This window comes from Erwinia sp. QL-Z3 (assembly GCF_004551645.1).
Lineage (GTDB): Bacteria > Pseudomonadota > Gammaproteobacteria > Enterobacterales > Enterobacteriaceae > Erwinia > Erwinia billingiae.
Genome location: NZ_CP037950.1, coordinates 4527794 through 4549762, shown reverse-complemented (window position 1 = coordinate 4549762; position 21969 = coordinate 4527794). Strand labels below are relative to the sequence as shown.

Annotated in this window: 19 protein-coding genes; 16 read left to right on the top strand and 3 right to left on the bottom strand. The window is 45.9% G+C overall.

From position 1 onward, the window contains the following. Positions 1–12: 12 nt before the first annotated feature. The 10 genes from E2F51_RS21880 to galE all read left to right on the top strand — a co-directional run bounded on the left by E2F51_RS21880 (position 13) and on the right by galE (position 12467). Positions 13–735 (top strand): SGNH/GDSL hydrolase family protein, encoded by a 723-nt coding sequence (locus tag E2F51_RS21880; protein WP_134824567.1) that lies wholly within the window; start codon positions 13–15, stop codon positions 733–735. Between the two features lie 53 nt (positions 736–788). Beyond that, positions 789–1952, top strand: a complete 1164-nt coding sequence (locus E2F51_RS21875; protein ID WP_245174155.1) for an acyltransferase — start codon at positions 789–791, stop codon at positions 1950–1952. A gap of 94 nt (positions 1953–2046) precedes the next feature. Further along, a complete protein-coding gene (locus E2F51_RS21870) occupies positions 2047–2799 on the top strand; it encodes a glycosyltransferase family 2 protein (protein ID WP_041692062.1) in 753 nt (250 codons plus the stop codon). A 125-nt stretch (positions 2800–2924) separates the two neighbouring features. Continuing rightward, a complete protein-coding gene (locus tag E2F51_RS21865) occupies positions 2925–3959 on the top strand; it encodes a glycosyltransferase family 4 protein (RefSeq protein WP_134824566.1) in 1035 nt (344 codons plus the stop codon). 110 nt (positions 3960–4069) lie between these two features. Next, entirely contained in the window at positions 4070–6283 is a 2214-nt protein-coding gene (locus tag E2F51_RS21860) for a phage tailspike protein (protein ID WP_013202950.1), read from the top strand. Positions 6284–6478: 195 nt separating this feature from the next. Beyond that, positions 6479–7729, top strand: coding sequence for a colanic acid biosynthesis pyruvyl transferase WcaK (gene wcaK, locus E2F51_RS21855; protein ID WP_013202949.1), 1251 nt, complete (start codon positions 6479–6481; stop codon positions 7727–7729). Positions 7730–7733: 4 nt separating this feature from the next. Further along, positions 7734–8957 carry a glycosyltransferase gene (locus tag E2F51_RS21850; RefSeq protein WP_134824565.1) on the top strand — a complete coding sequence of 408 codons (1224 nt, stop codon included), beginning with the start codon at positions 7734–7736 and terminating at the stop codon, positions 8955–8957. Continuing rightward, positions 8954–10294, top strand: coding sequence for a lipopolysaccharide biosynthesis protein (locus tag E2F51_RS21845; protein WP_013202947.1), 1341 nt, complete (start codon positions 8954–8956; stop codon positions 10292–10294). The genes E2F51_RS21850 and E2F51_RS21845 overlap by 4 nt, the downstream gene beginning before the upstream one ends. A 213-nt stretch (positions 10295–10507) precedes the next feature. Beyond that, complete coding sequence (gene galF / locus E2F51_RS21840) at positions 10508–11404, top strand: UTP--glucose-1-phosphate uridylyltransferase GalF (RefSeq protein ID WP_013202946.1); 897 nt, start codon at positions 10508–10510, stop codon at positions 11402–11404. Positions 11405–11453: 49 nt separating this feature from the next. Next, positions 11454–12467 (top strand): UDP-glucose 4-epimerase GalE, encoded by a 1014-nt coding sequence (galE, locus tag E2F51_RS21835; protein WP_134824564.1) that lies wholly within the window; start codon positions 11454–11456, stop codon positions 12465–12467. Between the two features lie 38 nt (positions 12468–12505). On the opposite strand, the gene E2F51_RS21830 is transcribed toward galE, so the two are convergent. The 3 genes from E2F51_RS21830 to rfbB all read right to left on the bottom strand — a co-directional run bounded on the left by E2F51_RS21830 (position 12506) and on the right by rfbB (position 15692). Further along, positions 12506–13666, bottom strand: coding sequence for an acyltransferase (locus E2F51_RS21830; RefSeq protein WP_134824563.1), 1161 nt, complete (start codon positions 13664–13666; stop codon positions 12506–12508). Between the two features lie 79 nt (positions 13667–13745). Beyond that, entirely contained in the window at positions 13746–14609 is an 864-nt protein-coding gene (gene rfbA, locus E2F51_RS21825; protein WP_134824562.1) for a glucose-1-phosphate thymidylyltransferase RfbA, read from the bottom strand. Positions 14610–14627: 18 nt separating this feature from the next. Then, positions 14628–15692 carry a dTDP-glucose 4,6-dehydratase gene (gene rfbB, locus E2F51_RS21820; RefSeq protein ID WP_134824561.1) on the bottom strand — a complete coding sequence of 355 codons (1065 nt, stop codon included), beginning with the start codon at positions 15690–15692 and terminating at the stop codon, positions 14628–14630. 506 nt (positions 15693–16198) lie between these two features. On the opposite strand from rfbB, the gene E2F51_RS21815 reads away from it, so the two are divergent. From E2F51_RS21815 to E2F51_RS21790, 6 genes are read left to right on the top strand one after another with little or no spacing between them, the layout of a single operon-like run. Next, entirely contained in the window at positions 16199–16525 is a 327-nt protein-coding gene (locus E2F51_RS21815) for a hypothetical protein (protein ID WP_134824560.1), read from the top strand. 2 nt (positions 16526–16527) lie between these two features. Further along, positions 16528–17283, top strand: a complete 756-nt coding sequence (locus tag E2F51_RS21810) for a glycosyltransferase family 2 protein (RefSeq protein ID WP_134824559.1) — start codon at positions 16528–16530, stop codon at positions 17281–17283. 10 nt (positions 17284–17293) lie between these two features. Then, entirely contained in the window at positions 17294–18931 is a 1638-nt protein-coding gene (locus E2F51_RS21805; RefSeq protein WP_167738422.1) for a glycosyltransferase family 4 protein, read from the top strand. Beyond that, on the top strand, positions 18924–19955 hold the full coding sequence (locus E2F51_RS21800; protein WP_134824557.1) for a WavE lipopolysaccharide synthesis family protein: 1032 nt from the start codon (positions 18924–18926) through the stop codon (positions 19953–19955). Before E2F51_RS21805 ends, E2F51_RS21800 begins: the two co-directional genes overlap by 8 nt. Further along, entirely contained in the window at positions 19942–20874 is a 933-nt protein-coding gene (locus tag E2F51_RS21795) for an NAD-dependent epimerase/dehydratase family protein (RefSeq protein WP_134824556.1), read from the top strand. The genes E2F51_RS21800 and E2F51_RS21795 overlap by 14 nt, the downstream gene beginning before the upstream one ends. Before the next feature lie 45 nt (positions 20875–20919). Continuing rightward, on the top strand, positions 20920–21969 hold the full coding sequence (locus E2F51_RS21790; protein WP_134824555.1) for a WavE lipopolysaccharide synthesis family protein: 1050 nt from the start codon (positions 20920–20922) through the stop codon (positions 21967–21969).

Below are 21969 nucleotides of genomic sequence, written 5' to 3'. Positions count from 1 at the left end.
TCAGGGCAGGGAATGAAGAAACTTATCGTATTAACGTCGCTGGCTTTATTGCCGGCGACGGCTTTCTCGGCCAGTGCTGGCGATCGCTTTGTGATTGAAGCCTACGGCGACTCCACCACCCAGGGCGTGACCACGCCGAAAGGTGGCCGGCAAACCATCCTGAAAAATAACGAAATCAGCTTCCTCAACGCGGCGCTTCAGGAAAAATATGGCTCGCGGGTCGAGGTGGTTAACCGCGGCATTCCTTCTGCCGAAGCGCTGGAACTGCTGCGCGGGACGCATGGCAGTAAAATGCCGTGGGACCAGCAGATGAAGCAGTCCCCCGCGCAACTGGTGCTGCTGAATTACGCCATCAATGATGCCCGTCATTATCGCTTCAATGATATGGACGGGTATGTTGAAAGTCCGGACGACTATAAAGCCATCATGATTAAACTGGTCACTATTGCCAGGAACAATGGCAAACAGGTGGTATTACAGGAACCCAACCCACTGTGTGGAAAAGCGGAGAAATGGAATGTAGGTCCGTATGCGATAAAACTGGCTGAAGTTGCGAGCGAACTCTCTGTTCCTTTAGTTACGCAGTACAACCGGATTAAGACGCTGGATAACTGGCAATCTCTGATGTCAGCAGACTGTATTCATCCGTCCGAGAGTCTCTACAAAAACAAGGCTGAGCAAACCTTCCAACTGCTTGATAAAGGGTTTGGACACCAACTGGCCCAATACAGGTAGTTCTTTTTAATTGTTATTTACACAGAGCAAAAAATAAGAACATGTACATTTTAATGATGGTAATTTCACTGTCGTTGTCTGTTTTAATCCTCAAAGGGTTGTCGTTTGATAAAGGGATTTATAACGATAAAGGGGTAAAAAGTCTCTCTGGATTGAGATGTCTTTTGGCCGCCATTGTGGCTTTTTCACACGTAGCACACTATTTATATTCTATCGATCATGACTGGATTTATAACAAGGATTACTTCTCCTGGTTCTCAGAAGGGAATTTCTTTGTTAACGCCGGCAAGTTCGGTGTGCTGATCTTCTTTATGATTTCAGCCTTTTTGTTTTACCGACTGATCTATTCCGAGAAATACAGCACCTCCGGCCTTTTCACCTCCAGGGTAAAGCGTATCGTGCCGATGTTCTGGTTTACCGGGTTTGTGGTGTTTACGATTGGGGCGTTCAACGGCGAGCTGCCTGACCAACTGACCACCCTGAAAGACTTCGTTATGTGGATGCTGTTTGTCGGCAACTACCATATTGGGGACTTTAATACTTCCGCTGTAAACGCGGGCGTCGAGTGGACATTACGCATTGAATGGTTGCTATACGCTTCGATTCCGCTGGTGTATTACCTGAATATTCTGACCAAAAGAAAGCACACCACCACCCTGGTTTTAGGCAGCATTGCCGCCATTTTTGCGGTGGGTTACGGCATTCGCCTTAACAGCCAGTCGTATTGCGATCCGCGTCCGGTACTGGGTTTTGCCACCGGCTTCTTCTGCTACCGCTACGCTTCATTGCTGGCGCCGCTGAAAGAGTCAAAACCGGCGGCTGCGCTGTGCGTATTTCTCGCGGCATTCTCATTATTGTTCACCAGTAATGCGCTGTTCTACCTGTTCTTCTTTGCCTCGTTGTCGATTATTTTCGCCGTGGCGTGCAGCGGTAATTCGATTTTCGGCATACTGGAAAACAGAATCCTGATGTCGATAGGGGAAGTGAGTTACAGCCTGTATCTGATGCATGGCATCGTGCTGTATTTCATGAAGAAGATCCCGGTCTTCTATCTTAAAGAGTCGTGGCTCTCTTGCCTGCTGTTTTGTACGGTGTTCTTTGTGGTGTCGTTCAGCCTGTCGAAGCTGACCTACCTGTATATCGAGAAGCCGTTTATGAAATTCAAGTTCAGGAAACCGTCGCTGCCGTTTACGCCACCGCCTGCGGCAGGGATGTAGTTCAGACGCGCACCGAATTCTTCACAGGCCATGAATGTTATGGCCTTTTTTCTTTCCATTTTTACGCTTCAGCGATGCAGATTCAGGAAATCAGATGACAAATCAAATCGGCACAGTGGGCATTATCATCCCCATGTACAATGCGCGGGACACGGTTCTGCGGGCAGTACAATCGGTACTTGATCAAACCTGGACAGACTGGCGAATCTATCTGATTAACGATAAATCCACCGATGACTCGCTGGCCTTTGTGCAGGAGCACTGCCGCGACGCCCGTATCACTATCCTCAGTAACGAGGTGAACCTCGGTGCGGCGGAAACCCGCAATGTCGGTTTGTTGGCAGCGAACGAAGAGATTATCGCTTTCCTCGACAGTGATGATGAGTGGGAAAAAGATAAGCTGATGTTGCAAACTCAGGCGATGGCCGCTGGCGACGATCTGGTCATTTCCCATTACGGTTATAAATCCCGCACCAAGTCTTACGACGTGACCTACAGCAAGCCTTACCTGATGAAAGATAATTTTGTGAAAAAGCAGTTCCGTATCTGCTTCTCATCGGTCTGTTTCCGTCGCCCGGCGCGCAATATTATGTTCCAGAAAAAGGGGCACGAGGACTTTTTATTCCTCTACGAATTGTTTGAACAGTACAAGCAGGCGCGAGTGATTGAGAAAAATCTGGTCGTTTACTACGAGCTGGGTGACTCCCTTTCGCGGAATAAAAACAAAGCGGCGAAGTGGCACCTTGAGTTATTAAGATTTATCTATAAAAACAATCCACTAAAAGTGTATTACTATTACGTCTGGTACATGGTTAACGGCGTTTTGTTCACGCTTAAGCACAGATGATTGCTGTGGCTTGAAACGTTTCAGTCTGAGAAAGACGAACACCGTAACCCGGCCCGCACTTCGCCACTGACTGGCGCTGCGGGCCGGGTTTTTAACATTGATGTGACAGAGGTGGTTAGTCCGCGATGAAAAAAATAGTGCTGGTGATTAAAGACGCCTATTCCTACGCCGGAACCGAGAACATATGCAACTTTATGTCTGAATGCTTAGGCGATGAACATGAAGTGGTGATTTACTCCCTCGAAGGCTCAGGTAAGACCTTCTATCCCTTCGAGAAAGTGAAGCAGATTGTCAGTTTTGAAGGTGAGAAAAACCCGATTCGCAGTGCGGTAAAACGCATCAACGAGCAGGGATTCGACACCGTATTCCTGATCAGCATGGGTCGCCTCAGCGTGATGTTTGCTTTCTGGAACATGCTTTCACTGAAAAAGAAAACAGCCAGGACCTACGCCTGCGAACACATTGCGATTAATTCCTTCAGCAAGCCGATTAAATTCCTCAAATATCTCATGCTGCGTTATTACGATCGCGTCATCGTACTGACCGATAAAGACGATAGCGTCTTTACGCAGTGGGGGATCCCCAGCAAGACCATTCCCAATCCGGTGGTATTCAAAAACTTCGAGAGAACCACGCGCAACCGTCAGGCGCTGGCAGTCGGCCGTCTGGACCACCAGAAAGGCTTCGATCTGCTGCTGGACGTCTGGCAGGGTTTTGTGGCGACCAACCCGGACTGGACACTGGTGATTGCCGGTGACGGCGAGCTGAAAGACGCGCTGATCGCGCAAGCGAAGAGCCTGAATATCAGCAACAGCGTGTCGTTTGTTGGCCGCGTTTCCAATATCAACGATTACTACCGCGACAGTGATATGGCGCTGATGACCTCACGTTATGAAGGCCTGCCGCTGGTCCTGCTGGAAGCGAAATCCTGGTCAATGCCGGTAGTCGCCTATGACTGCCCAACCGGGCCGCAGGAAATCATCAACGACAACGTCGATGGCTTCCTGGTGCCAATGAACGACCGTGCCACCTTTATTGCAAAAATGAACCAGCTCGCACATAACGACGAGCTGTTCTACGCCATGAGTGAGAAGACCAAAACCACCTCGCTGAAGTTTGATGGCAAGGTGATTAAAGAAAGCTGGCTCTCTCTGGTTTAACTGTTAAGCACCTTCACTGGCTGGTTTGACGCCGTCCAGTGAAGAACTGCCTCTGGAAATCAAATTCACGCCACACCTCAATAATGTCTGTTGACTATGGGATTACTTGAATGAAAAGAAGAGAATTAATTACCGGCTTCTCATCGATTCTTGCAGCCCTCTCTGTGAGCTCGTTTTCCAGTCAGGCCGCTGATAAAAAGGCCTCTGTTTCGCTGAAAGATGTCTCCCCGGGAGACGTGCCGAAGCAGGATGTGCCGGTCCTGACGCCTGAAAATATTTACACCATGCCTGACCGCTTCTGGAAAACCTTCAGCGGTAAGCTCTATATCGGTAAAGCCGGTACGGACCCGACTCAGGCAGGTAATCTGATTGATGTTTTTCTGAAAAATGCCAACGGCAAGTTGTCTAAAATTGAGCAGCCGATTGCGCTCAATAAGGGTAACTTCCAGCAGTTTATTGATGACAATGCCGCGCTGATCGCCGATCCGGCGCACTCGATGGCGGTGGTTGATGACAGCGGTAAATCGCTGTTTAACATTCCCGATGTTTCCCGTCCGGGTGCCAACAATTTCAGCCAGCGTCTGGCACAGCCTGCGGGCTATCAGCTGATTGGCGAAATCCCGTCGGTTGATGAGCTGCGTAAAACGCGTCCGCTGTTTGAAGGGGCGAAAGTCAAACTCAGCAGCTGGCACGACGGTCTGGAAGAGGGCGGCGGTGAGTTCGTCGGCACCTTCGAAGCGGGCCGTGACGATGGCGGGGTGATTTTCTCCGGTCCGGGTTATCACTGGCGTCGTGTCGTTGAAGATTTTAACCGTCTGACGCTGTTTGATTTCGGCGCTATCGATGATGGCAAAACCGATGCGGCACCGGCAATCAAAGCGATGTACAACTGGTCGCAACAGGCGAACCAGCAGATTTGCGTACAGTTCCCGGCCGGAACCTTCTTTGTCAGTGGCTGTGACTTCTCCGGCGAACAGACCCGCTTCTTCCGCGTGTCCGGGGCAATGGTCAACTTCGGTTACTTCCCGGCGACCAATATCGTTTCCGACGGTAAATCGGACTTTATTTTCAAAGTGAACACCCGTTGGGTGGAAATCAGCAACCTGAACGTCAATGGCCGCACCGACACGCAGCCCAACAAACAGGGCTTCTTCCTCAACGAATGTAAGGGTGGCCAGTTCTTCCGTGGCGCCTCCTTACGCTTTGTGCGCATGGGCGGCACCTCACTGAGCCTGATGGATACCCTCGATTGTAAAATCGATCAGTGGTATGCCACCCACTGTACCGGCGATGTGATCAAATCCATCTGGTCAAATCTGCCGCAGGGCAAGTGGGACCACAGCACGGCCATCGAGCTGTCTAACTTCAATGCGCAGTATTGCACCGAAGGGATGGTGCTGAATCTGGAGCGTTGCGGTCAGTCGATCATCCATAACGGCTGGATCGAACATACCGAGAACCCAGGCAACATCTCTAACGGCCAGTGGATTATCGATGCGCTGAGTCTGGAAGCCTGTAAAAACCCGCTGATTGCCCACTTTGCCCGTCTGAACATGCGTCAGACCAGCCTGCAGTCCGGCAGCTGGATTGATAACTCGCAGCAGGGTAAAGAGTTGCTCGGTGCCTGGGAGCGGGGTTCGACGCGCGTTGAGTCTTACGGCGTCGCCGTCGACGGCAGCATGAAATACAACTACCTGACCTCGCGCTTCCGCATCATCAACAATACCAATCAGGAAAAATGGTATGAGTTGGGCAATATCTATTCCCCTGACGTCGGTGATAACTGGGAAATCGAAATCTTTGGTCAGGCGTCGTTCAGCAACGGCACCGATAAAAGCGTGCTCACCCAGGTGGTGGACGGCAAAAGCACCGGTGGTAAAGCGATCATCAGTTTGCAGCGTAAGACGCATAAATTTGAGGCCAGCTGGCATGCCGAAGGGGCCAGCCCGATCGTCGACGTGATGTACGTTACGCCGTATGACACCGATACCCGCGTTTTCGTGAAGTTAGCGGGTTGGCTGGCGTCAGCCGGCGTGCTGATGAAGTCCACTGCCAAAGACCGCTTTATGACCGGCAAGTGTGCCCGCTTCGACAGCGAGATGCAGTTTGCCAAAGCGCCGACCGGTGCTGATGCTCACCATGCGGTGCAGCGTTTCACGCTTCACAACGGAAAAGCGGGTATCGGTGCCAATGAACAAGGCGATGTTTTACTGGAATCTCGTCTGCTGAAAGCAGATGAGGTGAACACGGCTCAACCGGAAGGTTATGTCTCAATGGTGATTAACGGTAAGCAAGTCGCCATGCCTTACTTTGCCCTTAAATAATCAAGGATACGGCGGAAAACAATCTGCCGTCACTGCCCGTTGTCCGCCTTTCTGACAGGGAGGGGCTCAGCGGGCATTAGGTGGTACAGCTGTATTGATGAGCGTTCGGGGTTTCGAACAATAATACTTATTAATTAACCACTTATGGTTAGTGATAGCCTGTAAAATTACAAAAATTTTATTTCTGGAGTTTTTATGAAGATCTTATTAGTTGGCAATCATACGTGTGGTAATCGTGGTGATGGCGCTATTTTACGCGGGCTCATTGATTCGCTTAACCTCGCAAGGACCGATCTGGAAATTGATGTAATCAGTCGCTATCCAACCAGCTCAGGCTATCTGCTGCAGCAGGAGATCATGCCGGATGAACTCTTTCTTGAAACCAAGAAAGGGAAAAACAAGTTTATGGACAAAGTTAAACGTCGTCTGATGCCAAAAATCATGATGGCGCACATCAGCGGAAGTGGACTGTTTAAGTCAATGGCGGTACCCAAGTACCTGCAGGACTTTACCAATAAGCTGAAGCAGTACGATGCCATTATTCAGGTAGGCGGTTCGTTCTTCGTTGACCTGTATGGTCCGCTGCAGTTTGAGCATTCTCTGTGTGCATTACTGGCTAAAAAGCCTATCTATATGATCGGCCACAGCGTTGGGCCTTTCCAGAAAGAAAGATTCAACGAGATTGCTAACTTTGTCTTCTCGCGCGTCAACAGCCTTGTGCTGCGTGAAAGCGTCAGCCTGGACATGATGAAGCAGGGCAGCATCACCACCGAAAAAGTGGTCAAAGGTGCTGATACCGCCTTCCTGGTGCGTGCCCGTGAAGTTGAAGAACCGAGCCACAACCTGCTGCACTGGCAGCAGCTGATCTCCTCAACAAAAACCATCGCGATTACCGTGCGTGAGCTGGCGCCATTTGACAAACGTCTTGGTGTCACCCAGCAAGAGTATGAGATGGCGTTTGGTAAGGTGATCAATGCAATGATCGACAAAGGTTATCAGGTAGTGGCATTGTCTACCTGTACCGGTATCGACAGCTACAATAAAGACGACCGTATGGTGGCGATGACCTTGCGCGACCACGTCGTTCAGAAAGATAAGTACCATGTCATCATGGACGAATTTAATGACCTTGAATTGGGTATCCTTTTAGGGCGTAGCCACTTAACAATCGGCACTCGTCTGCACTCTGCAATCATTTCCATGAACTTCGGCACCCCAGCCGTGGCGATTAACTATGAACACAAATCGCTCGGCGTGATGAACCAGCTCGGCCTGCCAGAAATGGCTACCGATGTGAAGAGTCTGATGGATGGCAGCATCATCACGAAAGTTAACGGCATTCTCGATAACTATGATGTGGTCAAACAGCAGGTTGATAGCGCGGTAGAGCAGGAGAGGGTTTTGGGGAATAAAATCACCGAAGACGTCGTCAAGATTTTAGGGTGAACCGATGAAACTAACTTTTTTCACAATGCGTTTTCCGGTCTCGTCGGAAACATTCGTGCTGAACCAGGTCACCCACTTTATCGACAGTGGCTATGACGTTGAGATCATCTCGGTGTTTCCTGGCGACCTGGTAAACCGGCACGGTGCGTTCGATCGCTACAATCTGGCGGAGAAAACCCATTATCTTCTGCCGGAAGAGAAGGTAACTAACGCGGAAAAGCTGAAGCAGCGTTTGCAGATTGTGCTGCCAAAAATCCTCAGCCTGACCACGCTCAAATCCTTCAACGTTGGGCGCTACGGCGCCCAGTCCAGCAAGCTGCTGCTGCCGGCGATTGTTGCCCATGCTAAGCAGACCTTCACCGCGGATGTTTTCCTGGTGCACTTTGGCTATGCCGGTGCGCTGGCCAACAAACTGCGTGAGCTGAACGTGTTGAAAGGTAAACAGGCCACAGTCTTCCATGGCGCGGATATCTCCCGCCGCCATATTCTGGAAGAGCACAAGCTGGACTACACCAATCTTTTCCGTCAGACAGAACTGCTACTGCCAATCAGCCATTTGTGGGAGAACAAGCTGACCTCCATGGGCTGTCCGCCGGAGAAGATTCACGTCACCCGCATGGGCATTGAACCTGAAAAATTCAATATGAAAGTCCGTGAGGCGCTGCACACGCCATTACGCATCGTTTCTGTTGCCCGCCTGACCGAGAAGAAAGGGTTGGGCGTGGCGGTTGAAGCCTGCAAATACCTGAAGGCGCAAGGCGCGAACTTTGAATACACCATCATCGGCAACGGTGATATGGAAGAGGAGTTACGCAACACCATTCGCAGCGCCAGTCTGGAAGATTGCGTGAAGATGGTGGGCTTCAAGCCACAGGAAGAGATAAAGCGTTACCTCGATGAAGCGGATATTTTCCTGCTGCCTTCGCTGACCGCTGCCGATGGCGATATGGAAGGTATTCCCGTCGCGCTGATGGAAGCGATGGCGGTTGGCCTGCCGGTGGTGTCGACTGACCACAGCGGCATCCCGGAGCTGATTGAAAATAACGTTTCTGGCTGGCTGGCACCAGAAGGGGACGCGAAAGCCTTGAGTGAGATTTTATTGAAGCTGGCGAAAGGTGATGTGGACGTAGCGCCGGTGATTGCGGCGGCCAGGGAGAAAGTCGAAACGGAATTCAACCAACACATTGCCTATCGTGAGCTGGCACAATTGTTGGAGCAACTTGCGTGAGTAGTTTAAAAAACCAGGCCGCATGGCTGTTTGGAGGCACCTGTTTTGCTGCGGTGCTACAAGTCGTCCAGTTAGGCGTACTGGCCCGAAAGCTTGAAACGCATGAGTTGGGGATTCTGGCGATTATCAATGCCATCCTCGCGGTGGCGATGGTGCTGCAGGATATGGGGATGAGCAGCTATATCGTGCATCGCCAGAACATTACCCGCAAAGAGCAAAGCACCATTTACTGGGTAAACGTGTTGCTCAGCCTGCTGACCGGACTGTTGCTGATCGCCATCGCCTGGCCGATTGCGTATTTCTATCACTTACCGCAACTGACCGGGCTGATTATGCTGACCAGCTTAAACTTCCTGGTGTTAGGTTCGCTGTCGCAATATCAGGCGCATTTTATTAAAGCCAAGAAGATGGTGTTGCTGGCTAAAATAGAAATGGTCACCAAGTTTCTTGCCTTTGCGCTGACCGTAGCGATGCTGTATTACAGCTCGTTAAATGTGGCTGCGGTTATACTGGGGTTATTCGCCAACGCCGCCATGCGCATTGCGTGCATGATCTGGTTTGGTGAAAAATCCTGGCGGCCAACGTTTGAGTTCGATAAAGCCACCTTCTTCAGCTCAATGAAGTACGGCGTTTATCAGCTCGGCTCGCAGACCATTAACCAGTTACGTACCCAGGCTGACTCACTGATTGTCGGTAAAGTGATGGGTGCGGACATGCTGGGGATTTACTCGCTGGCGAAAGAGCTGGTGTTGCAACCGCTGAAGCTGGTGACGCCGGTGATCAACCGTCTGGCGCTGCCGCGTTTTGCGGAAACGCAGCATGAGCCCGCGCAGTTGCAGAAGCTGTTCCTGAAGGGCACCTTCATGATCATGCTGTTCAGCAGCCTGATGTACCTGGCGATTGGTATCCTGTCACCGGTGATTGTGCGCCTGCTGTACGGCCCGGCGCATGAAGCGGTCGGACATCTGATCCCACTGATGCTGCTGTTTGGCATGCTGCGTCCGATGGGCGGCCTGACCGGCGCGATATCGCAGGCCAATGGCCGGACTAACGTCGAGTTTTACTGGAACATTGTGGCCAGTATCATTGTGGTCGCGGTACTGGCAACCACGTGGATCTATCCAAATGTCTGGTACGTAGCGCTGACGCTGTCGATCTCGCAGGTGCTGATTTCTGCCTTTGCGCATCCGTTCTTCATCAAGCCGGTGATTGGCATTCCGTTTATGCCGTATGCCCGGCAGTGGATGTCGGTAGCGGTGGTGTTTGTCGGCATTATGGCGCTGGTTAGCTATTTCAATCTATTTGTACAACCTGAATGGTTTGTTGGCTGGCTTTAATCTGAAAAGACGCAGTAGATATCAAGGCGACCGCTTCGGCAGTCGCCTTTTTTATTTTAAAAGCTCAGCAGGAACAGCCGGATGCGCTCTAAAAATGGCTGGCAGATTTGTGAAGCAGCCGCTGCTTAATTTTCAGATTAAGATTATACTTGTGAATCATCTCTTTAATGCATAATCGTTATACGTTTTTTACTTCATTTATATGGAAAAAATATGACCAAGCTTAAAGCAGTTATCCCCGTTGCGGGTCTGGGTATGCACATGCTCCCTGCTACAAAAGCCATTCCTAAAGAAATGTTGCCAATCGTCGACAAGCCGATGATTCAGTACATCATCGATGAGTGCGTTGCAGCAGGGATCAAGGAAATTGTACTGGTCACCCACGCGTCCAAGAATGCGGTTGAAAACCATTTTGACACTTCCTACGAACTGGAAGCGCTGCTGGAAGCCCGCGTTAAGCGTTCGCTTCTGAGCGAAGTAAAATCGATTTGTCCTCCGGGCGTAACGATTATGAACGTGCGCCAGCCACAGCCGCTGGGCCTGGCTAACTCCATCCTGTGCGCGCGTCCGATGCTGCACGATGAAGCTTTCGTGGTTGTGCTGCCAGACATCCTGTTGGATGACTCAACAGCCGATCCCCTGCGTTACAACCTGGCCGCAATGGTTGCGCAGTTTGAAGAGACCAAACGCAGCCAGGTTCTGGTTCACCATATGCCAGCAGCCGATCTGTCTGAGTACTCGGTTATCAAAACCAAAGAGACGCTGGATCACCCAGGACAGGTCAGCCAGATTGTCGACTTCGTTGAAAAACCAGAACATCCACAGGCGCTGGATTCCGATCTGGCAGCGGTAGGCCGTTATGTGCTGTCCGCGGATATCTGGACCGAGCTGGAAAACCTCGAGCCAGGTGCCTGGGGACGTTACCAGCTGACCGACGCCATCGCTAACCTCGCTAAAAAGCAGCCTGTTGATGCGCATCAGCTTTCCGGCACCAGCTTTGACTGCGGCCGTAAACTGGGATATATGAAAGCCTTCGTATCCTGGGGTCTGCGAAACAATGCGCAGGGCCGTGAGTTCCGCGAATCCATCAAAGCAATCCTGGCGAAGTAATCCGCAATCTGAACGTGGCCACGCTCTGGCGTGGTTGCAAGGAGTCAACATGGCTATTTTAGTAACGGGCGGCGCTGGTTACATCGGTTCCCACACGGTGCTTACGCTGCTGCAGCGTGGCGACGACGTTGTAGTACTGGATAACCTGAGCAATGCTTCACGTGAATCTGTCAACCGGGTTGAAAAACTGGCAGGGAAGACGGCAACATTTTGTGAAGGCGACATTCTGGATCGTGCCTGCCTGCGCGACCTGTTCGCCCAGCATGACATTACCGCGGTCATTCACTTTGCCGGCCTGAAAGCGGTAGGTGAATCCACGCGTATGCCGCTGGAGTATTACCAGAACAACGTGACCGGGACCCTGGTCCTGTTGGAAGAGATGCGTGCTGCTGGCGTAAACCAGTTTATCTTCAGCTCTTCCGCCACCGTTTACGGCGCCGATGCCCCCGTGCCTTACGTCGAAACCACGCCAATCGGCGGCACGACCAGCCCTTATGGCACGTCGAAGCTGATGGTTGAGTTCATTCTGCGTGACTACGCGAAAGCAAACCCGGATTTCAAAACCATCGCACTGCGTTACTTTAACCCGGTCGGTGCACATGAGTCTGGCCAGATTGGCGAAGATCCAAACGGCATTCCAAACAACCTGCTGCCTTACATCGCGCAGGTGGCTATTGGCCGTCTGGAGAAGCTTGGCATCTTTGGCGGTGATTACCCAACCAAAGACGGCACCGGTGAACGCGACTATATCCACGTGATGGATTTAGCCGAAGGTCACCTGAAAGCGCTGGATCATATCGGCCGGGTTGAAGGTTATAAAGCCTACAATTTGGGTGCCGGAGTAGGGTACTCGGTGCTGGAAATGGTGAAGGCGTTTGAGAAAGCGGCCGACCGTGAGATCCCCTACCAGATCTCACCACGCCGTGCCGGCGACCTGGCCGCGTTCTGGGCTGACGCCTCACTGGCAGATAAAGAGCTGGACTGGCGTGTCTCCCGCGGTATCGATGCGATGATGCGCGATACCTGGAACTGGCAGAGCCAGAATCCGAACGGTTATAAATAAGAAACTAAAGGGATTCTTAAGAATCCCTTTTTTATTCCTTACCTAATCTGCTCATCAGTCATGATTTTATTTTTCATTTTCTCTGCTTTCATTCGCCCTTTTTCACGCAATGGTTTCTCAAGATAGCGATAATTGAGGTCAGACAGTACTAAGGTTAAGCTGATACATAATAAGACCAATATTGTCTGTAGCGGCAGGGAATCATGAGGGGCAATTCCTTTCATAACGAATAAGCGGATTACCGACTCCTGGATAAAATAGATCACCGGCATATGAATAAGGTAGATGGCATATGAGCGTTTGGCAATCCATAACATTATGGCATTGATCGACCAATGGCGAAGAATATAACCTTCATTCCATGAAGCGACAAAAGTAATAGCAAAGCAGCACAAGGATAAAACCCCGAATAAAACTCTGGATTTTTCCAATGCAGCAGGAATGATTATCAATGATCCAAAAAGTAAAATATTAATTAGTAGCCTTGCGTATCTGCTTTTCAGGAATACAGGTTTAAATCTATCTAAGGCATGTTTACTATGAAGGATTGAGAGAACGACACCAAGCAATATACTGTCGAATCTGATGCTTGGTAACCATGTCCCCTGTCTTTCTATAAAGAAAAAAGACATAAACAGAATAAGAAGAAATGTGATTCTGTATTTATCACGAACTAACAAAGCAAAAAGTGGAAGGATGAAGTAAAACTGCTCTTCAAGTGTCAGAGACCAATAAGGGCCATAAGTAGGGAGGTATCCTATCTGTAATAAATAGCCAAAGATAAGATTATAGGTATAGGTTATTATTCCCAGGCTGAAAACTATGTTTTCGGAGGGGCGTCCAAACGCACCGGAACGATTATAGACGTAAGAACAAAATAATATAACGCACATCCAGAGTAACGAGCTAGGTAATAGCCGGAAAGCGCGTTTTATAAAAAAGGGATAAATAACAGCCTTTCCTACATCCCCACAATTTCGATATAGATCTACTTTAGAGATTAACGAGTTCCCAACTACATAGCCGGAGATACAAAAAAAGAGATCTACGCCAGGCCAAAACTGAACGTACTGACTTAAAGTAGTGAATGTCTGATGCTGACTCCAGAAAAAAAGTGTCGGCATATGCTCGATGAGCACAATGATAATCGCGAAACTTCTCAATAACTCTATGTCATAGTTAATTTTGTTCTTCAACATCAGATTTAGGTATCTCTTTGCTCTTGAGAATCAAGGTGAATTAACGGCTCGGGTAACTCACCTACATAATATTTATTCTCTATTGAATCAATGACTTGAGATACTGACCATAGTGAGTTTTTATCAAAATGTCTGCCTGAAAGTTAACTTCTTCTTTGCTTAGCCACCCTTTCTTGAAAGCGATTTCTTCTAAGCAGGCAACCTTGAAACCCTGACGTTTTTCAATAGTATGGATGAACTGTGAAGCATCGATAAGGCTATCGTGCGTTCCTGTATCCAACCAGGCAAAACCTCGCCCGAGCAGTTCCACATTTAACGTTCCATTTTCTAGGTAAATTCTGTTGAGGTCAGTTATTTCCAGCTCGTTTCTCACTGAAGGCTTTAAGGACTTGGCGTAGTCAACGACGGTATTATCGTAAAAGTAGAGACCGGTTACAGCCCAATGAGATTTAGGCAATACTGGTTTCTCTTCCAGAGATATTGCTTTGAACTCGCTGTCAAATTCAACGACACCAAATCGTTCTGGATCGGACACCTGATAACCAAACACCGTGGCACCCTTCACCCCAGCACTAAAACGAGAAAGCACAGTACCGAATCCCTGACCAAAGAAGATGTTATCCCCTAATACCAATGCACAATCTTCATTACCAATAAACTTCTCACCAATCAAAAACGCCTGGGCTAACCCGTCCGGGCTCGGTTGGACTGCGTAAGACAAATTTATGCCAAACTGGCTGCCATCACCCAACAAACGTATAAATGCATCATGATCCTCTGGAGTCGTGATGATGAGAATATCGCGGATACCTGCAAGCATCAAAACCGAGACCGGATAGTAAACCATCGGCTTGTCATAAATCGGCAGGAGCTGTTTAGATACTCCTTTAGTAATAGGGTATAAACGAGTGCCAGAACCGCCAGCGAGTACAATACCTTTCATAAAAAAATCCTAGAAAAATTAATTAGTTAAACCGAGGCGTTGACCAGAATATGAACCATCCTGAACGCGTTTCCACCAAGTCTCATTTGCAAGGTACCAAACAACTGTTTTACGGATACCCGATTCAAATGTTTCGGCTGGAGTCCATCCCAGCTCACGCTGGATCTTACTCGCATCAATGGCATAACGAATATCATGTCCCGGACGATCTTTTACGAAAGTGATCAAGTCGCTGTAGTTCGCAATACCTGCTGGTTTCTCAGGAGCTAATTCTTCGAGAAGATCACAGATAGTTTTAACAACATCGATATTTTTACGTTCATTATGGCCACCGATATTATAAGTTTCTCCAGGTATACCTTTAGAAACGACTTCATAAAGCGCTCTTGCATGATCTTCAACAAAAAGCCAATCGCGTATTTGTGAGCCATCACCATAGACAGGCAGGTTTTTACCTGAAAGAGCGTTGAGAATAATTAGGGGGATCAGTTTTTCAGGGAAATGATATGGTCCGTAATTATTGGAACAATTAGTGATAAGGGTTGGCAGACCGTAAGTCCGCTGCCATGCTCTAACTAAATGATCGCTTCCTGCTTTTGAGGCTGAATAAGGGCTACTTGGCGCATAGGACGTTGTTTCCGTAAAGAAAGAGGTGTCGTCATGTAAATCGCCGAAAACTTCATCTGTTGAAATGTGGTGAAAACGGAAATGGCTCTTTGCTGGTTCAGCTAAACCGTTCCACCATGCGCGAGCCGCTTCCAGCAGCGTATAAGTACCAACAATATTAGTATGTATAAAATCACCCGGGCCATCAATCGAGCGGTCAACGTGACTCTCCGCAGCTAAATGCATGATGGCATCTGGTTCAAAATCGGTGAAAATTTGCTCTATGGTCGAACGATCGCAAATATCCGCTTGGATAAAATTGTAGCGATCTGAGTGTTCAACATGATTCAGAGATTCCAGGTTACCTGCATAGGTCAATTTATCAACGACCAAAACTGTATCATGCGTGTTTTCAATGATATGTCTTACAACTGCAGATCCGATAAAACCGGCCCCACCAGTAACAATAATCTTCATAGAGTTTGCCCGTTTGTCCAATTTCTTGATTTTTCTTTCAAAGTCTGAATTGCGAAGGTACAGCCAATTTATACTTAAGCAGCTCGTATTATGAATAATTTGTTAAAGGAATGAAAGGCAGCAAAGAGAAGCAATTTCCATATTTCTGATGGTCTTCGAAAAAGCAGTGAAAGGTGCTAAGATACTTGGCATTTGTTGAAGGAATAAGAAGCCGGTTTGTGCAGATTGAGGCAGGCAGCCTTCAAGATAGATATCAAGTAGGTATCTTACAAATCGTGGTGCAGCTGATCTCTGTGATATGTACAGATTTCAAGCAATTTTTAGGGCAGTTGAAGGTCTGACTAAAGCATTTAGTTCATTGGTAGCTATGAGCCAAGGGCGGTAGCTTATCTATTTTTTAAGAAAAATCTTAAATCAGCTCTTTTTTGCCCTTAAGTCGAGTGACCAGTTAAGCACTAAAATCACCCGATCACGAAAATGTCAAATCTTAACTAATTGAGATTATTATGGAAATTTCTAAACTTTCTGATATGACCCGTGGATGGTTTGTTGGCGGGTTTGCGCCGACACTCTACAATACAACCGATGCCGAGGTCGCCGTACAGCATTTTGCTGCAGGAGATAAAGAATTGAGTCACTGCCATAAAATTGCTACCGAGATTACGGTCATCGTTTCTGGCAAAGCAAAGATGAATGGTCAGATTGTTAGCGCAGGGGACATCATCAAAATCGAACCTGGGCAATTTACAGATTTTGAAGCACTCGAAGATACAGTGACTACCGTGGTAAAAGTACCCGGTGCATTAAATGATAAGTATTTAAAAGGGGAATAAGAATGCTGAATATTGTCGTGCCTATGGCAGGTAGAGGAAGTCGGTTTGCGAAAGATGGCTATCCCGATCCAAAACCACTTATCCCCCTTAGAGATAAGAGAATGATTCAGGTCGTTATCAACAACTTGACGCCTGACACCCCGCATCGGTTCATTTTTATCTGCCAGAAACAGCATGTTGTGGACTATGAGCTTGATAAGTACCTCTCCCAGTGGGCTCCGGGATGCAAGATTGTTGGCATCGAAGGTGTGACTGAAGGGGCTGCTTGTACAGTACTCTGTGCCAGAGATCTGATCGATAACGATGAACCTTTAATGATTGCTAATTCTGATCAGTGGGTGGAGGTTGACATCAATGATTATCTGGCAAAAATGGAAACCGATCGGCTAGATGGTTTAATCATGACCATGAAAGCGGATGATCCAAAGTGGTCGTTCGTTGAGCTCAATGAAACTGGTGATGTCATTAGCGTTGTTGAAAAAGTTGTCGTATCAGATGAGGCGACAGTAGGCATTTATAATTATCGAAAAGGTTCCGATTTTTGCCGCAATGCTGACAAAATGCTCGCTAAGAATGAAAGATCGAATGGCGAATTTTATGTCGCGCCGGTCTACACTTACATGTTCCAAGATGAAAACGCAAAAATCGGAATCTACAACGTTGGTGAAGAAGCTAATGGAATGTATGGCTTAGGAATTCCTGCCGATTTAAGTTTATTCTTATCTTTTGATGTATCTAAAAAAGCTTTGGATTTTTAAAAATATGTCAATGCAAAAGAAATTATGTTTAGTTGGGCATGAATGTGGCTATTATAAAGGTCAGGGCGGCATTGCCACATATATTGAACACACAGCAAAAGGTTTCAGCAAGTTAGGATACGATGTACATGTGATATTTTTACATGGCAGCGAACTGGATGTTCCGGGTATCACATCGTGGAAAATTAAGGATCAACTGAGCATTTTCAAAAACTCGAAAGCGATTGACGAAGTCCTTGAAAAGATTAAACCAGACGTTGTTGAAAGCACAGATTTCCTCGGGTTGGTTAGTTACACACTTTCTAAACGAGCTAGAGTTGGTTTGAGCTACAACTGTAAGTTTATTAACAACAACCACACTGCTATACGAGAGGTGTGGGAGTGGGGTACTAATCTGGATTTTTTCGGATGCTGCCCAAATTGGATGGCTGAAATCCATCAGTACGAACGCGCTCAGGCAATTCTGAGTGATGCTAATTTTTCTACGTCGACTTTCCTTTCGAATTATTTATCTAATCAATATGAAACGACGGTGCAAACCTGTCCTTCTTATTATGAGCTGAAGAAGAATATAGATGATCGTCATAATCATTACTCTTCAACCTCATTAAAAATTCTTTCTCTGGGACGTTTTGAATTACGTAAGAAACAGGAGTTGCTGATCAAGGCCTCTTGCAAGTTGATCAAGGAAGGTTATGATCTTCATGTAACACTGATCGGCAATAGTGGGGATAATTTTTATAACAGAAAAGATTATATGGACAGCTGTTATAGCCTGATCCCCATTTCTATGAAAAAGAATTTCAGCTTTTTTGATTTCATGCCTTATAAAGAACTGCAAAAGCATTATCAGGATTATGATTTGTTCGTAATCCCTTCGCCATATGAAAATTTTCCAAACACCGCGCTGGAAGCAATCAGCTATGGTGTCGCTGTCGCCGGCAGCTTGACCAGCGGTATTGCTGACATGGTTGGGCCAACAGCAAATGATATGTGTTTTGAAAAAAACTCGGTGTCATCAATGAAGCAGGTTATCCTGAATTATTATGGTATGAGTCAGGAAGAACGTAGCCGCGTGCGTCAGAGTCAAAGGGAAAGCCTTGATGCTCTCGTTAGCTTCGACAATGCTATTGTTAAACGTATCAAGATGTATGAAGACGTTCCTGCTAAAAGCCACGAAAAGACAGTTTTACCGGAAAAGTGCTTAATCATTACCAAAGCTACCGATGGAACTTTGAACAAAGTCTATTCTCAAGGAGAAAGTTATCATATCGATAATAATGATAACTTTGCACTCTTCAATAATGCTGAATATGTAATCATCACCCCTGAAGATAACATCGAAAAGATCGACTTAAACAATAATTATTATCCAGAAGCTAAAGTGGTATCGGCTTTCTCACACCACGTTCCATATGGAACTATTATGGATATTAATTGTGCAAGGAAGGCATTCTCCAAAATTACCTTGTACGTTGGTGATCACAAAATGAATGAAGACAGCACAATCTCAGAGGCGGTGGCCCATCTGCTGTTTGATTCAAGAGACGTGATTTTCTTCCAGGATCATACCAGTCAAACTGAGCAGGGGCTAGGTGTTGATATCATGTATCAAATTGATTTGTTGAGATATAAATTTCATGGATAAATTAATTACAGTCATTATTCACGGACCTCTTGAAGAAGATTTCTTGGTAAGAAATATTAAGTCTGTTAAAAAAAACATTGCAACAGCTGATATTGTGATTTCTGGATACAGAAAAGACCAGGATGATATTGAGAAAGCATTAAGTGGGATTTCTTTACTTAATGATAGTAAAGTGAAAATTGTGCTCAGTGATGATGTTTTTAATCCTGGTTTCTTCAACATAAATCGTCAAATAAATTTAGTTAATGCCGGCTTAAATGCTGTTGATAATCATGATTCATATATCTTGAAAGTCAGGATGGATCAGCTTATTGAGTATAAGAAATTAATTTCTCTGTTAAATAAATTTGAAGAGCAAATGCTTGGTAAGCTTGTGACGACGAACTGCTATACCAGAAAAGACAGGCTCTATCATCCTTCAGATATGTTTCTTGCCGGAAGTTACGAAACGCTAAGGTTGTACTATCCAAAAACCTTGTTTACTGAAACTCATCTTGATAATGTCTTGCTGATAAAAGAGTTGGTTAAGAATAATCATGAGGAAGGGTTCCATGACTATTGGCCAGAGTCCAGACTTTTTATGAATTTCCTTGGCGCAAAAGGCGTGACGCTGAACTTTACTGAGAGTGACAGCAGAAACCATCTACAGCAGCATACTTTTGTTCTCAATAGCTGGGATATTGGCTTACGATGGAAAAAGTTCCTCAAGGGTTATGTAACAGTATTACCTTATAATTTTACTATGGCTCCTTTCTTTGGCGGACCAGTAGAAATTGCAAGTAATTATGTTGCTTCAGATATAAATATCAATGCGTCTCCAGTAAAAGAAAAAGTGATTAAAGCGATCTCACGTGGGTACTTTAGTTCTGGTCTTTATGTAGCTAATCCGATATTTTTCAATTACAGGCTTTTTGCTTTGAAAGTATTGAGGAAAGTATTTGATATTTCCCTTAAATTCATACCGCCAATTTTTCATAATGCTTTAGTATCAGCGGGAAGAAAGTTATATTATGCAATCAAATGATATCTATATAGTCGGTTGGAAGGGGTTTATTGGAACACAATTCCTTGCATATCTTTTTGAAAAGAAGTTTACCGGTAATATATTTTTATATCAACGTGATGGACGGAGTTCAGAAATTCCCATGTTGAACTCGAATGTTCACGGGATTTTTTACGATGAAATGGTTAATCACCTTTTAAGGAGTCCTAAGGCAACTGTTTTATATTTGGCCAACAGTTACTCCCCCGGTGAATCTCTTAAGTATGCTAAAGAGAGCGTAACGGAAAATATCCTTCCATTCATCACGCTATTAGAAAGTATTAAAGATAACGCCAGCAATATTAAATTCATTTTTTCATCATCTGGTGGCTCTATCTATGGTGACACTCATGGCGAATACTGCAAAGAAGTTCATAATTTATCGCCAAAAAGCATCTATGCGGCAAATAAACTTGCCCAAGAATATTATCTTGATGTTTATTTGAAAAACTATGGTCTTGATTACCAGGTATTGAGGATAGCTAATCCTTATGGACCTGGCCAGCAACTCAAGGGAGGTCAAGGCCTTATCCCTGCAGTAATGAACTCAGTTGTAAATAATACGGCACTGACGATTTATGGTGATGGCACCTCTCAGCGCGATTATTTATACATAGATGATCTTGCTGATGCCATCATAGCATCAATGAATTATACCGGAAGCGAACGAATTTTTAATATCGGTTCAGGTAGACCCTACAGTATTCTAGATATTATAGAGTGTTTTAACACTGTACACTCGCAAAGTGTTGAGTATGTTCATATCAATGCAAATGCATCAGAAGTAAATTCGATCGTTTTGGATATTTCAAGAGCAAAGAAGGCTTATAAGTGGTCGCCGAAAGTCTCTTTAGAAGATGGTATTGCAAAATATATTAAATGGTATGATTTGCAATCCTGAGTTAGCAGAGCAAAATTTATTTATCGGGATGGCAATTTATACGTTATGAGATTAAATGAAGATACTCCTCTGAAATTGTCTATTGTTATGCAAGGTTCCATTCTCGACCGAGAGGGAAATCTGGACAACAAATTTGTTGAAAATCTATCGATGACCTCCAGAAATTTTCAGCATGCGGAAATCATTGTTTCAACCTGGAAGTGTAGCGAGATTATTTGTGACGTGCTGTTCCACAAATTTCCGGCAGTAAAATTTATCTTTAATGAAGATATTGGACCAATCTTCAAAGTTGTCGATAGTGTGAAGGTCGTCAGCAATATTAATAGAATGATTTTCTCTACTATTTCTGGCCTAAAATTATGCACTAACTCAGTTGCTATTAAAATCAGAACAGACTCGTTTCTACATAATGACGATGTTGCCACTATATTAGAGAACTATCTGTTCCAGGGTATAGTTGATAATAAGGGTGACATTGCAAGAGATAAAAATTTCACTATATTTGATAGGCATGTAATTAATTGCAATTTATTTGCTAGAAATCCTGATGGCCATCTGCCTTTTCTCTTTCATCCTGGCGACATTATGTTCGCAGGATTGACATCAGATCTTATTAGGCTTTTTAGTATCCCGCTCGCAACTGAAGAAATTTTTCAACATTGTCGCTCTTTGATGAATTCCTGTTATATGAAATTCGTTCCAGAACAATATGTTTGGACGCAATGTATTGAACAAGTCATTGGAAAATCAGTATTTCAGGGTAATTATCATCGCGATATTAGCGACGTGCGAAATTCCGAGTGTTATTACCTTAACAATTTCATTCCTTATTCATCAAAAGCCCTTGGGTTTACCTGGCGTAAACATCAGGATGAGTATTATGGCAAAGGAATTTCGAGCGTCTATCAGACTCAAGATTGGTGGAATTTGTATCGAAAATACATTACTCATGAAAAGCAGATTTTCGATAGTGCCTATTACAAGAGAAAGGTAGTAATTAGCTTTATGAAAATATATTTTTTTGTAAGGACCCGGCTTCTTTCTGTAAATTTCATCAGAAATATAGCCTATAAGCTTTTCGTAAAAAGAGGTTAA

What these genes read in the sequence shown, in the direction of transcription:
- galE (WP_134824564.1), top strand. Translation starts at nt 11,454, where the DNA reads ATGGCTATTTTAGTAACGGGCGGCGCTGGTTACATCGGTTCCCACACG.
- E2F51_RS21805 (WP_167738422.1), top strand. Translation starts at nt 17,294, where the DNA reads ATGCAAAAGAAATTATGTTTAGTTGGGCATGAATGTGGCTATTATAAA.
- E2F51_RS21870 (WP_041692062.1), top strand. Translation starts at nt 2,047, where the DNA reads ATGACAAATCAAATCGGCACAGTGGGCATTATCATCCCCATGTACAAT.
- E2F51_RS21850 (WP_134824565.1), top strand. Translation starts at nt 7,734, where the DNA reads ATGAAACTAACTTTTTTCACAATGCGTTTTCCGGTCTCGTCGGAAACA.
- E2F51_RS21880 (WP_134824567.1), top strand. Translation starts at nt 13, where the DNA reads ATGAAGAAACTTATCGTATTAACGTCGCTGGCTTTATTGCCGGCGACG.
- E2F51_RS21795 (WP_134824556.1), top strand. Translation starts at nt 19,942, where the DNA reads ATGCAATCAAATGATATCTATATAGTCGGTTGGAAGGGGTTTATTGGA.
- E2F51_RS21875 (WP_245174155.1), top strand. Translation starts at nt 789, where the DNA reads ATGATGGTAATTTCACTGTCGTTGTCTGTTTTAATCCTCAAAGGGTTG.
- wcaK (WP_013202949.1), top strand. Translation starts at nt 6,479, where the DNA reads ATGAAGATCTTATTAGTTGGCAATCATACGTGTGGTAATCGTGGTGAT.
- E2F51_RS21790 (WP_134824555.1), top strand. Translation starts at nt 20,920, where the DNA reads ATGAGATTAAATGAAGATACTCCTCTGAAATTGTCTATTGTTATGCAA.
- E2F51_RS21815 (WP_134824560.1), top strand. Translation starts at nt 16,199, where the DNA reads ATGGAAATTTCTAAACTTTCTGATATGACCCGTGGATGGTTTGTTGGC.
- E2F51_RS21800 (WP_134824557.1), top strand. Translation starts at nt 18,924, where the DNA reads ATGGATAAATTAATTACAGTCATTATTCACGGACCTCTTGAAGAAGAT.
- E2F51_RS21865 (WP_134824566.1), top strand. Translation starts at nt 2,925, where the DNA reads ATGAAAAAAATAGTGCTGGTGATTAAAGACGCCTATTCCTACGCCGGA.
- galF (WP_013202946.1), top strand. Translation starts at nt 10,508, where the DNA reads ATGACCAAGCTTAAAGCAGTTATCCCCGTTGCGGGTCTGGGTATGCAC.
- E2F51_RS21860 (WP_013202950.1), top strand. Translation starts at nt 4,070, where the DNA reads ATGAAAAGAAGAGAATTAATTACCGGCTTCTCATCGATTCTTGCAGCC.
- rfbA (WP_134824562.1), bottom strand. Translation starts at nt 14,609, where the DNA reads ATGAAAGGTATTGTACTCGCTGGCGGTTCTGGCACTCGTTTATACCCT.
- rfbB (WP_134824561.1), bottom strand. Translation starts at nt 15,692, where the DNA reads ATGAAGATTATTGTTACTGGTGGGGCCGGTTTTATCGGATCTGCAGTT.
- E2F51_RS21810 (WP_134824559.1), top strand. Translation starts at nt 16,528, where the DNA reads ATGCTGAATATTGTCGTGCCTATGGCAGGTAGAGGAAGTCGGTTTGCG.
- E2F51_RS21830 (WP_134824563.1), bottom strand. Translation starts at nt 13,666, where the DNA reads ATGTTGAAGAACAAAATTAACTATGACATAGAGTTATTGAGAAGTTTC.